General features: G+C 49.0%; 12 protein-coding genes. 4 read left to right on the forward strand and 8 right to left on the reverse strand.

Features of this window, described 5'->3' with window-relative positions:
* Positions 1–101: 101 nt before the first annotated feature.
* Positions 102–1,292, reverse strand: a complete 1,191-nt coding sequence (locus GLV97_RS00960) for a CdaR family transcriptional regulator (protein ID WP_160888745.1) — start codon at positions 1,290–1,292, stop codon at positions 102–104.
* Positions 1,293–1,417: 125 nt separating this feature from the next.
* On the opposite strand from GLV97_RS00960, the gene GLV97_RS00965 reads away from it, so the two are divergent.
* The 3 genes from GLV97_RS00965 (at position 1,418) to GLV97_RS00975 (ending at position 4,959) form a co-directional block, all read left to right on the forward strand.
* Complete coding sequence (locus GLV97_RS00965; protein WP_160888746.1) at positions 1,418–2,107, forward strand: hypothetical protein; 690 nt, start codon at positions 1,418–1,420, stop codon at positions 2,105–2,107.
* Positions 2,108–2,343: 236 nt separating this feature from the next.
* On the forward strand, positions 2,344–3,309 hold the full coding sequence (locus GLV97_RS00970; protein ID WP_160888747.1) for an L-lactate dehydrogenase: 966 nt from the start codon (positions 2,344–2,346) through the stop codon (positions 3,307–3,309).
* Between the two features lie 27 nt (positions 3,310–3,336).
* The gene (locus GLV97_RS00975; RefSeq protein WP_160888748.1) at positions 3,337–4,959 is read left to right on the forward strand and encodes an L-lactate permease; all 1,623 of its coding nucleotides are present in this window, start codon (positions 3,337–3,339) and stop codon (positions 4,957–4,959) included.
* Between the two features lie 41 nt (positions 4,960–5,000).
* Here GLV97_RS00975 and GLV97_RS00980 read toward each other — a convergent pair whose 3' ends face one another.
* A complete protein-coding gene (locus GLV97_RS00980; protein ID WP_160888749.1) occupies positions 5,001–5,447 on the reverse strand; it encodes a MarR family winged helix-turn-helix transcriptional regulator in 447 nt (148 codons plus the stop codon).
* 156 nt (positions 5,448–5,603) lie between these two features.
* Between GLV97_RS00980 and GLV97_RS00985 the strand changes: the two genes are divergently transcribed.
* Positions 5,604–6,026: an organic hydroperoxide resistance protein gene (locus GLV97_RS00985; RefSeq protein WP_160888750.1), complete on the forward strand. Its 423-nt coding sequence runs from the start codon at positions 5,604–5,606 to the stop codon at positions 6,024–6,026.
* A 329-nt stretch (positions 6,027–6,355) separates the two neighbouring features.
* Here GLV97_RS00985 and GLV97_RS00990 read toward each other — a convergent pair whose 3' ends face one another.
* Genes GLV97_RS00990 through GLV97_RS01015 form a run of 6 tightly spaced genes read right to left on the reverse strand, consistent with a single transcriptional unit; the run spans position 6,356 to position 12,094 of the window.
* Positions 6,356–6,883: a chromate transporter gene (locus GLV97_RS00990; RefSeq protein ID WP_160889050.1), complete on the reverse strand. Its 528-nt coding sequence runs from the start codon at positions 6,881–6,883 to the stop codon at positions 6,356–6,358.
* Positions 6,883–7,446, reverse strand: coding sequence for a chromate transporter (locus GLV97_RS00995; protein ID WP_160888751.1), 564 nt, complete (start codon positions 7,444–7,446; stop codon positions 6,883–6,885). The genes GLV97_RS00990 and GLV97_RS00995 overlap by 1 nt, the downstream gene beginning before the upstream one ends.
* Before the next feature lie 23 nt (positions 7,447–7,469).
* Complete coding sequence (gene ggt, locus GLV97_RS01000; protein ID WP_160888752.1) at positions 7,470–9,083, reverse strand: gamma-glutamyltransferase; 1,614 nt, start codon at positions 9,081–9,083, stop codon at positions 7,470–7,472.
* Positions 9,084–9,085: 2 nt separating this feature from the next.
* Entirely contained in the window at positions 9,086–10,600 is a 1,515-nt protein-coding gene (locus GLV97_RS01005) for a tripartite tricarboxylate transporter permease (protein WP_160841805.1), read from the reverse strand.
* A 15-nt stretch (positions 10,601–10,615) separates the two neighbouring features.
* A complete protein-coding gene (locus tag GLV97_RS01010) occupies positions 10,616–11,104 on the reverse strand; it encodes a tripartite tricarboxylate transporter TctB family protein (RefSeq protein WP_160837887.1) in 489 nt (162 codons plus the stop codon).
* A gap of 15 nt (positions 11,105–11,119) precedes the next feature.
* A complete protein-coding gene (locus tag GLV97_RS01015; RefSeq protein WP_160888753.1) occupies positions 11,120–12,094 on the reverse strand; it encodes a tripartite tricarboxylate transporter substrate binding protein in 975 nt (324 codons plus the stop codon).
* Between the last annotated feature and the right edge of the window lie 154 nt (positions 12,095–12,248).

Consider the following 12,248-nt stretch of genomic DNA (forward strand, 5'->3'; position numbering starts at 1 on the left):
AATGAGGGATGCTTTCCATGTTACAAAGTCCAATAATACAAACGTTTTCACAGATTAATATTGGTACAAAGAACAAAAGAAAAGCTCAATAAGCTTTTCCTTCAGGTGATTTTATGGAAGGCAAGCGCCATCTGCAGTAATGTCGAATCATTGATATCACGGGGGTCATAACCGGTCACGTCCTTGATTTTTTTCAACCGGTACTGAAGCGTGTTTTTATGAATGTGAAGCACCTCCGAGGTCGCTTTAATCGAACCCTTTTGTTGATAAAATGTCTCCAGGGTATGCTGCCAGTCTGGAATGGACCCGAGGTCTTCAGGTTGCAGCTTTCTTATAATAAAATCCCGTCGTACGGATTCGGGCACATCATACATGAGCGACTCCACACCCAAATCTTCATAAAAATAAAGCGGTTGATGGTGATCAGAGGCATAGCGGAGCGCACGGTCGGCCTCTTCCACCGACTTCCACATAGCACCGGGGTTCCGGCACACACTGCCGACACCGGCAGAGCTCTCCTGCTCATACGTCTTCACCAGTGCCTCCTGAATTTCCCGTACCCGTGCGCTTACTCTTTCTTTTTGATAGAGCGGATCTTTATGTTCGTTCACAGACAGCAGAATCAAATAGCGGGAACTGCCATCCGGAATCAACACGTGTTCATTGTAGTCTGGGAAGTGGCGGTGGATCAGTTTCTCCACGTTTCTCCGGTACCGCTGCATCTGCACTTCATCATTGACATCTCCGAGCGGTGATCCCAATTTGTCATACCAGTAATCCTGAAAACCGCTGAGCTCCAGCAGCACAGCCACCCGGGGTTTATAAATGTTGATGCCGAACATCCATCCCCTTGTCGCAAACAGCTTTTCATCTTGATACTGATTCCGGATCCACTCGTTCACAAACGTTTCCCTGGCCTGTGTCTCAAGCTCCACCTGTTCATCCAGGTACGCTTCCTTAATGAGGATTTCCGTCATTTTCTGAAGCAGTGCGCCCTGCTGGCTCAATTCCTCCGGTTCACCGGTGATCCCAATCACCCCGACGATCTGTTCATGCAGCCGGACAGGAAGGTTGATGCCGGCTTTTGCTCCTTCATAGGTTTCTTCCGAGGATATGATTAACGTGCGCCCGGTCTCCAGCACTTTGGCTGCGCCCTCGTGAAAATCACCGATCCGCTTTTTATCAAGACTGGCGATGATTTTCGCCTTTTCATCCATGAAGTTGATATTTTTGTTCATGATCGGTTCCGTTTCCTGAACAATCGATTGAGCTACCTCTCTTGGGATGAGCATGCCTATTCCCCTCTCCGCCGTACTTCTTGTTATCCATCCTAGCACAGATTTCAGGAAGGAGATGGTCATATTTCCCTCTTCCCGCCTATATAGTGGTTTTACAATACCCTGGGAGGAATGGTGGAATGACAGAAAATCAAAAACCGGTATTCTATAGAAGGAAGATGTTCTGGATCAACACCGCTGCTGCTTTGGTTCTAATCCTAACTGCTTTTATGATTGGATCCTACATGAGTACCACTTCATTACATGGAGAAAAGCTGAAGTACGAAGAAATACAGGCAGAAGTAGAAAAAGTTGAAAAAAGACTCACGCAGAAACAAAGCGAAGGGAAGGATTTAGACAAGGACCTTGAACGCCTCCATGAGAAAAAAGAGGAAACAAATGAACAGCTGAAAGCCCTGGATAAGGAGAGAAGTGAAGCCGAAGCTTTGGTGGCGGAAAAAGATACCCTCCAGGCAGATATCAAAAAGCTGGAAGAGTCGAAGAAATCCAAGGACAGTGAATTGGATAAGGTATTAAAGGAAATAGATACGAAAAAGGAAGAGCTCGCCACCGTTACTGGTAAAATCATCGAGTTGAAGGAAGAACCGAAAACACTCTCCGCCGGATTTTTCACCGTTGGAAAAGACATTCCTGCCGCCCGCTACAAAGTAACCCCGAATGGGAACGGCAATTTCTTTGTGAATGGAGGAGCTAAAGTGAACGTTATGATTGGAAGTGGAAGCTTCTATGAAAGCGAATATGTCTTCGAGGCGGTGGAAGGCGACGAAATCGAACTGACCACATCTGCGCATTTTACACCCGTTCAATAGTTTTCCCTCCTGCTTCCATTTATAATAGGAAGCAGGGAGGGTATCTCCTCCCTTCCCCTCCAAGACTCCACACAAATTTGTCCAACTTTTGAACAGGAAAACGCTTTATTAAACATGGAACATGTTAATTGTGAATTATTTCACAAAACCCATTGATTTCGCATTGGAAATATTGCACAATATAAATGTGAAATGATTCACAATAACTTGTTCACTATCCTTAGGGAGGAATTCATATGCCAAAACGAAATGTAAACCGTGTCGCTTTAATTGGAGCAGGATCCGTTGGAAGCAGCTACGCTTTTGCGATGTTGAACCAGGCGGTAGCCGAAGAATTCGTGATCATTGATTTGAACGAAAACAAAGCCATGGGCGATGCAATGGATTTGAACCACGGAAAAGTGTTTGCCCCGAATCCTACGAAAACTTGGTATGGGACGTATGAAGACTGCCGCGATGCTGATATCGTCTGCATCTGTGCCGGCGCCAACCAGAAGCCGGGCGAAACCCGTCTCGATCTCGTCAAAAAGAACCTGGTCATCTTCAAATCCATCGTGGACGACGTAATGGCTAACGGATTTGACGGCATCTTCCTTGTGGCCACCAACCCGGTCGATGTGCTCACCTATGCCACATGGAAATTCAGCGGCCTCCCTAAAGAACGAGTCATTGGAAGTGGAACGATCCTGGATTCCGGCCGGTTCCGCTACCTGCTTGGAGAGTACTTCGACGTTTCTCCATCCAGCGTACACGCAAGCATCATCGGGGAGCACGGCGATACAGAGCTTCCTGTATGGAGCCATGCGACCATCGGCGGTGTTCCAGTCCTTGAATTAATTGAACGTCACGACCACTATACAAAAGAAGATCTCGACGAAATCTTCGTGAATGTCCGCGATGCGGCCTATCAGATCATTGAGAAAAAAGGAGCCACCTACTACGGTATTGCTATGGGTCTGACCCGAATCACAAAGGCGATTCTCTATAATGAAAACAGCATCATGACCGTCAGCGCCTATTTGAACGGAGAGTACAACGTGGATGATGTGTATATCGGTGTCCCAGCTGTCCTGAACCGCACAGGCATCCGCAATGTCATGGAGATCAACCTGAACGAAGAAGAACAGAGGAAGCTGAATCACAGTGCCACCGTATTGAAAGATATTCTAAGCGAGCAATTTGATGTGAAACAGACGAACTAAACTGCTTTTGAAAAGAGATGATCTGTCATGTGGTTACAACAGTACGATCCTTTTGGTAATCTGGGCGTGAGCGCGCTTTTAGCCGCTCTCCCCATCTTTTTCTTCTTTTTGGCATTAACCCGACTCCGTATGAAAGGGATCCTTGCTGCCTTTCTCACTCTCATCATGAGTCTGGTAATCGCTGTATTCTTGTTTGACATGCCATGGGGCCATGCGCTTGCCGCAGCCCTCCACGGCATAGCCAATGGTCTCTGGCCGATCGGATATATCGTCATTATGGCGGTCTGGTTATATAAAATCGCTGTACATACTGGGAAGTTCACGGTCATCCGCTCCAGTATCGCGAACATCTCCCAGGATCAGCGTCTCCAGCTGCTGCTGATCGGCTTCAGCTTCAACGCTTTTCTTGAAGGGGCTGCCGGCTTCGGTGTACCGATTGCCATCAGTGCCGCCCTGCTTGTGGAACTTGGCTTCCGCCCGCTGAAGGCTGCTGCGTTATGCTTGATTGCCAATGCCGCTTCCGGTGCGTTCGGAGCGATTGGGATCCCTGTCATCGTCGGGGCTCAGATGGGAAACCTGGAAACGATGGACTTGTCACGCACCCTCGCCTACCTGCTTCCTGTCATCTCCTTTGCCATTCCGTTTCTGCTCGTCTTTTTGCTGAACGGATGGAAAGGTGTGAAGGAAACGCTGCCTGCCCTGTTAGTCGTCAGTGGGATTTATACAGGCACCCAGTTGTTTACGATTCTTTTTCTCGGACCTGAACTTGCCAACATCCTTGCCGCCCTCTTAAGCATGGCTGGTCTTGCGCTGTTCTTAAGAAAGTGGCAGCCAAAAACGATTCACAGAGAAGCGGATGCTCCCGCTGTGCAGACCGGCGAAACGTACAGCCTGAAGGAAATCATCAAAGCATGGTCTCCGTTCTACATCTTGACGGCTGTCATTACGATCTGGAGCCTGCCTGCTTTTAAAGCCTTGTTCAACGAAGGGGGTCTGCTTGCTGGTACGACCCGCCTGGTATCGATTCCATATCTGCACCAGCAGATTCAGAAGGCCCCGCCGATTGCGCCGGAAACAACTGCGCTTGATGCTATTTTTAAACTTGATTTTATTTCTGCGACCGGCACAGCAATTCTGGTGGCTGTTCTTCTGACTGGATGGTTCAGCTCTGCGATCACCCTTCCGGAAGGGATGAAGAACTTAAAGATGACGATCCAGGAATTATGGATTCCCATCCTGACGATCTGCTTTGTCATGGGCTTTGCCAACTTATCCAATTTTGCCGGGCTGAGCTCCACCATCGGACTCGCCTTAGCTAAAACCGGCAGCCTGTTTCCCTTCGTCATCCCTGTGCTCGGCTGGATCGGCGTTTTCATTACAGGTTCTGTTGTCAGCAACAATGCCTTGTTCGGTCACTTACAGGCGGTCACGGCTGATCAAATCACCGCGAACCCGGCCCTGCTACTGGCTTCCAATACGGCAGGCGGCGTGATGGCCAAGCTGATCTCTCCGCAGTCCATTGCGATTGCGACAGCAGCAGTTAAACAGACCGGCCAGGAGTCCACGTTATTCAAAATGACGCTGAAATACAGCTTCATTCTGCTGATGTTGGTCTGTGTAACGACTTATGTTTTATCCCTCGGTGTATAAAAAAAAAAACCCCGCTCTTCTTTAAGAAAGCGGGGATTTTCTTATGACTTTTCATTTCTTTCATGCAGATGTTCAAGAGCCTTCACGAGCGACGCCTTGAACTGCTTCAGTTCTGCTTCATCCATAGCGAGGTGATCAATGACCTGAAACGGGATGTCCCTGGCATCCTTTTCAGCGTTTCTCCCCTGCTCGGTCAACGTTACGATGACGCGGCGCTCATCCTCCGGCGACCGCTTCCGTTCAAGCAGTCCCGATGTTTCCATCCGCTTCAGCATCGGTGTAAGCGTTCCGGAATCCAGATACAGCCGCCGGCCAAGCTCGTTGACCGTGATCCCGTCCTCCTCCCATAACACAAGCAGCACCAAATACTGCGGGTAGGTGACATCCAGCTTTTGAAGCAGGGGTTTATACATTTTCGTCATTTCCCGTGCCGCTGCATAAATGGAAAAACAAATCTGGTTTTCCAATTTCAAATGCTCTTCAGCCATATCGATCTCTCCTTTATATCTTCAGTGTAGCGAATCCATCCATTTGTCTCAACAAAACCAGTTTTGAGCATCGCTGGTTGACAAGCTGCTCTCTTTGCTATAAATTAAATTGTGCACAACTTAATTATACACAATTTAAATGAGGAGTGAAGAAAAATGGAAAAAGCTTTATATACAGCAGCAGCAACAGCACAGGGAGGACGTCAAGGTACGGTAACGTCCAGCGATGGTACACTGAACCTTGATCTATCCATGCCGAAAGCTCTTGGCGGGTCAGGAAAAGAAGGGGCGACAAACCCGGAACAGCTTTTCGCAGCCGGTTACTCTGCATGCTTTGACAGTGCTCTTCAACTCGTGGCCTCTCAGTCGAAGAAAAAAATTACATCTGCAATTACAGCCAACGTAAGCATCGGTAAAGAAGGCGAAGGTTTTGGTCTTGCTGTTGAACTTGCGGTGGAAGTCGAAGGCGTTTCCCAGGAAGAAGCAGAAGAGCTTGTTGAAAAAGCCCACCAGGTCTGCCCGTACTCCCGCGCGACACGCAACAACATTGAAGTTAAACTGACAACAACTGCAAAATAAAAAAAGAGCTCCTTCTTTGAAGGACCTATCAGCTTGTAGAGAAACTTCTGTTTCTTTACAAGCTTTTTTCTTTCTTACCGCCGGGAGCGTAAGCCCCTTCCCTTTCCGCGGACGAGCGCCCGAGCTTCCTTGTGGTTTGGGTCACATTCCGCTTATTGGTGGGTGCCTGCCGCGGGCACGGCCTCAGCTAACTTGGTCAGGAAAATCAACTTCCCAAGTGGATCTTCGGCTCGCGCTGTTCCCGCAGGCGTCACCACCGAACGCTCATCGTGACAACTTATTTATGCACACGAAAAGAAGCCCCTTAAAAGGGGCCTCTCTATTTCTATTCAAAGGAAAAATCCTCCATAGGCTAAAGCTCCGGCGATCACGAAAGCGGGGTGCACCTTTACCCGCTCCATCAGCACATAGCCGGCCACGATCAGAATGGCCGTCTGCAGCCAGCCGATGCCTTCAAATGATTCCTTGAAAAAGCTCCACGCCATCACACCGAGCAGCACGGCGATAACGGGACGGACATACATCGTCATCCGCTTCACTTTCGGTGAATCCTTATATTTGAACAACAGCCCTAGCAGCATGATCATTAAAATCAAAGACGGGGCCACCGTAGCAAATACAGCAACAAGGGCTCCGGGCACTCCGGCCACTTCATAGCCGATATAACCGGCCATCTTTGTAGCAATCGGACCAGGAAGTGAATTCCCGAGTGCGAGCACTTCACTGAACTCCTGCACATCCATCCACCCATAGTTCTGAACTACTTCATTTTCCACAAGCGGAATCGAAGCCGGCCCCCCGCCGTAACCGAGGATGCCGGGAATGAAGAAGGCGAGAAAAAGCTGCCAGTAAATCATCATGAAGCTCCCGCCTCCTTCGCTTTCTGCTTATCTTTCTTCACAAGGGCAAATACTAACAGGGCTCCGATAATGATTCCCGGGTGGATCGAGAGCACTTCCATCAAGATAACGAGCACGAGCGCAGCGATGACCGTGTTCCACCACCCCATCCCTTTGCCTGCCTTATCTAAAAACTGCCACGTCAACACCGCCAGCATCACGCCAACGACGGGAATGACGGCAGCTGTCATCCCCTGCACCCAGTCGAACTGCTTGATGGATGACAGGGAGGTTAAGAGGATAATAATCAGCAGGATCGTCGGGACAATCGTCGCCAGGACACCGATCAGCATCCCTGTCAGTCCCTTCACCTGATGTCCGATATAGCCGGCCAGCTTCGTAGCAATCGGCCCGGGCAGCGTATTGCCGAGCGCCAGGATATCTCCGAACTCCTCTGCTGTTACCCATTTGTATTTGTCCACGACTTCTTTATGAATCAATGGAATCGACCCCGGGCCCCCGCCATAACCGAGCATACCGACCCGGAAAAAGGCGATAAAAATATCCCAATAGGTTCTCATGATTTAGAACTCCTTCTTCTTAATTACCACCCCGCGGTTACACCATCGGTCCGCGATTCCGTTCCTCCGACGAGGACGCCGCTTTCCGGATCTCTCCATATCATCTGCCCGCGGCCGAAGCTGTTGGGCTCGACCTGAACCGTAATGTCATGGCCTTTATCCACGAGCTGCTGGGCGATATGGGAGGGGAAGGTCTGTTCCACTTCCACCTGCTTATCCTTCAACCACTGCCAGCGCGGCGCATCAAGGGCCGCCTGTGGATTCAATCCGAAATCGATGGTATTCATGACGACCTGCACGTGTCCCTGCGGCTGCATGAAGCCACCCATCACACCGAATGGACCGACGGGGTTGTTGTCTTTTGTTAAAAATCCGGGAATGATCGTATGGTACGTCCGCTTCCCACCTTCAAGAGCATTCACATGGTCAGGATCCATGGAAAAGTTATGCCCGCGGTTCTGCAGGGCGATGCCTGTTCCGGGAACGACCAGCCCTGACCCGAAGCCCATGTAGTTGCTTTGAATGAAGGAAACCATATTTCCATCTCCGTCCGCGGCCGCTAAATAAACCGTCCCGCTCAAAGATGGTTCACCCGCTTCCGGCTGACGTGCTTCTTCTCTGATGAGCTGCCGGCGCTCCTCCCCGTAGGATTCATTCAATAGATCTTCTGCCGTATGCCTCATATAGGAAGGTTCGGTAATATGCTTCTGTCCATCCGCAAAAGCAAGCTTCATCGCTTCCATCTGCTTATGATACGTATCCACCGAATCCTTCGTCGGAAACTCAAAGCCCTTCAAAATATTCAACGCCTGCAGCGCAATCAGCCCCTGGCCGTTCGGGGGGATTTCCCACACATCATAGCCGCGGTAGTTCACGCCGATCGGATCGACCCACTCACAGCGGTGCTGAGCTAAATCTTCCTTCGTTATGTATCCGCCATGCTCCTTTGAAAAAGCAGCGATTTTCTCCGCCAGTTCTCCTTCATAAAAAGAGGCCGCCTTTGTTTTTCCAATCGAGCGCAGTGTTTCCGCATGATCGTGGGAGGACCAGATCTCCCCTGCTTTTGGCGCCCGTCCTTTTGGTGTGAACGTATGGAACCATTCCGAAAATACATCATCCTCCAGTTCCTTTTCAAACGTCTGGACAGCTTTGTTCCAGTATTTCGCAAGGGTCGGTGAAACTGGGAAGCCTTCTTCAGCATACTGTACAGCGGGTGCAAGCACCTCTTCTAATGGAAGCTTTCCAAACGTTTCGCTCAGTTCCGCCCAGGCACTCGGCGCTCCCGGCACAGTGACAGGCACCCATCCGTATTTTGGTATTTCCTCATGACCATCTGCCTTCACCTGATCAATGGAAATCGACTGCGGCGAGCGCCCGCTCGCATTCAGTCCGTGCAGCTTTCCTTTCGTCCAAACAAGTGCAAAGGCATCTCCGCCAATGCCGTTGGAGGTCGGTTCGACAACGGTAAGGCAGGCGGCCGTGGCAATCGCCGCATCAATGGCGTTGCCTCCTTTTTTCATAATGTCGAGGCCCGCCTGCCCCGCCAGCGGCTGGGAGGTCGAGACCATTCCATTTTTGGCGTAGACGGCCTTGCGTGAGACCGGGTAGGGCTGGGCATGGTGGTTCAATGATATCATAATCAAGCACTCTCCTTATTCTCTTGTTCATATTCATTCGGTTTGTTCTGCTTCATACTGCTGATGATCCCGTACGTTAAGGACGCGGCGGCCATCACCAGAAGCACAGCTGAAATCGGTCTGGTAAAGAAGGTTGTCAGATCGGGACTTACGGAAATCGCCTGACGCAGGTTTTCTTCAATCATCGGACCAAGGATGATGCCAAGAATGAACGGGGCCAGAGGAAATAGATTGGCTTTCATCCAATACCCGATCAAACCAAAGGCAAGCAGCACCCACACATCAAACATACGATTGTTCACAGCAAAGCTTCCGAGCACGCAAAGCAGCAGAATCACTGGAATTAACACATGCTGGGGAATGTTATTGATCTTCAAAAATACTTTAATCCCAAGGCTCTGAACAATCAGCATCAGGAACGCCGCCAGGAAGAAGGAAATGAAGATTCCATAGACAAGAACCGGCTGGTTTTCCATCAACAATGGTCCAGGCTGAATGCCGTGAATCAGCAGGGCCCCCAGCATCATCGCCGTTACTGCATCGCCGGGTATCCCGAAGGCAAGCATTGGTACGAAGGACCCTCCAATGGACGAGTTATTCGCAGATTCCGCTGCAATGATCCCTTCTTTCGTCCCTTTTCCAAATTCGTGAGACTTCCTGGAAAACTTCTTCGCGATATCATAGCTTAAGATATTCGCAATACTTCCGCCGGCTGCCGGGAGAATACCTACGAGTGTCCCGATAAAGCTCGACCTTATCACATTCGTTCCGGACGACCACATATCCTTTAAAAGCTTCGGCAGTGGGTAGCTGACGTTGGACGCCTCATTGAACGGAACAGGAGCGGGCGGTCTTTTGATATCACTCATCAGCTGGGAAAAGGCAAACAATCCGATCAGCACCGGAAGGAAATTGAATCCTGACATGAGTTCAGACATTCCGAACGTAAAACGTGGAATTGCGGTCAGCGGATCGGAACCGACCAGGGCGAACAATATACCGAGCATCCCGGAAATCAATCCCTTAATTAAGGAACCATCACTCAAGCTGGCGATGGCACTGATGCCAAACAGCATCAAAGCGAACATTTCCCAAGGACCGAACTCCAGCGCCCATTCTGCTAGAATCGGAGCTGTGAAAATAAGTATGATACCGGAGATGATCGTACCGATGAATGATGACCACAACCCAATGGCCAGCGCTTTTCCAGCTTCTCCGTTTTTCACCATCGGATAACCGTCGAACGTTGTTGCGACGGACGAAGGAGTTCCTGGAATCCCGAACAGGCAGGATGTAATAAGACCTCCAGCGCTTCCCCCCACCTGTACGCCCATCATCAACGCAATTCCATTGACCGGATCCATGCTGAAGCTGAATGGCAGCGTCAAGGCTACCCCCATCGTTATGGTAAAGCCTGGGATGCTTCCCACAATGATCCCGGCAACAACGCCGGCAAGCAGGATGAGGATCGTCTGTATATTCAATATGGATTCGAAACTTAATAAAATACTATCCATTATTCAAACCCCTTTTTAAAAAAGAACTCCTGATGGCAGAAAGACTAGCAGGAACTTTTGGAAGATAAAGCTCAAGACATACGTCACAACGATAGAAATGATCAGCACAAGCCAGAGACGCTTTCTATTGGATGATAGAAGCAGATACAGCGTGAACAGAAACGCAACCGAAGATAAAAAGTACCCGGCTAATGGCATGATGAAGATGTAGGCACCAAACAAAGCGAACGTGTACCACACTTTCTTCCCTTCCGCCCACCGCTCTTTCAAGCTTGTCTTTGGTTCTGTTCGCTGCTGTTTTTCTGATGTTACATACGCATACACACTTTTCACGAGCAAAAGAAGACTCAGAACGGCAAGGATACCAATGATGATATTTGGAAAAAAGTCTCCTTCGGTTTTGCCGAGGCTTCTTTCCGGAATTAATGTGGATCCGTAAAAGGCCAGTCCGCAAAAGGCTAAGAGGATTACAGCATTCATGGCATCTCTTTTAACGGTCATCATGTCAGACGCCTCCTCTTATTCAAGCAGCCCGCTTGTTTCAAGGGACTCTTTCATTTCCACTTCATTTTCTCCCAGGAACTGAACGTATTCTTCTGTATTTTTGTAGGAGACTTCACTTCCGAGCTCTTCCATTCTTTCCTGGAATGACTCACTTTCTGCAACGTTTTGAAGAGCATCACTCAACTTCTCTACAATTGCCTCCGGCGTATCTTTCGGTGCAGCAATACCACGGCTTACTGCAGAGGTAACGTCAATCCCTTGTTCTTTCAATGTTGGCACATCCGGGAATTCATCACTGCGTTCTTCTCCTGTGTACCCAAGCAGTTTCATACGATCATCAGCCATGTATTCCTTACCAGCGGCAATCGATACACTACCGAGGTGCACATCATTGGCAACAATCGCCTTCATCCGTTTGGCAGTCCCTTCATAACCGACAATGTTGAACTGAATATCTGCAGCGGTTTGGATCAATGCCGGCTCAAGCTGGGAAGTAGAACCGATGGAAGCTGCATATGTAATACTTTCAGGATTTCCTTCTGCATCAGCGACGACGTCTTCCATATTGTCCCACGGGTTTTCCGGGTGCGTAGCGACAAGATCATAGGTCGATGTCATAAGCGATACAGGCTGGAAGTCAAAATAACCGAAGTCTGCCTGCCCCATCAATTCGGACATCGCCATGGAATCATGAATCGCAAGAAGCGTATAACCATCCGGCTTGGCATCAAGCGTCTGCTGCGCTCCGATGACACCACTTCCTCCTGAGATATTTTTAACAATGACATCCTGTTCCAGTTCCTTTTCCAACTCCTCAGCGATGACACGGTTAATCGCATCCGTATCTCCTCCGGCATCCCATGGAACAACAATCTGAACCGGCTGTTCCGGATAGCTTTCTCCTTCTGCTTCCGTCGAACCCCCTGCTGAACTACACGCAGATAAAACTAAGCTGCTTCCAAGAATAAGTGCCCCCATCATTTTTTTCATTCCTCATCCTCCTCGGATTTTTAATTTTTCAAATAATTTAGAATTAAATAATATACTAGATAAATCATGTCCCTATGTCAATACAATTCCAAACAAAAATAAAGATAAATCCATGTAATTGCTTACAAAAAGATAAAATTATATGATATTTACT

Source organism: Halobacillus litoralis, assembly GCF_009856355.1.
GTDB lineage: Bacteria > Bacillota > Bacilli > Bacillales > Halobacillaceae > Halobacillus > Halobacillus litoralis_B.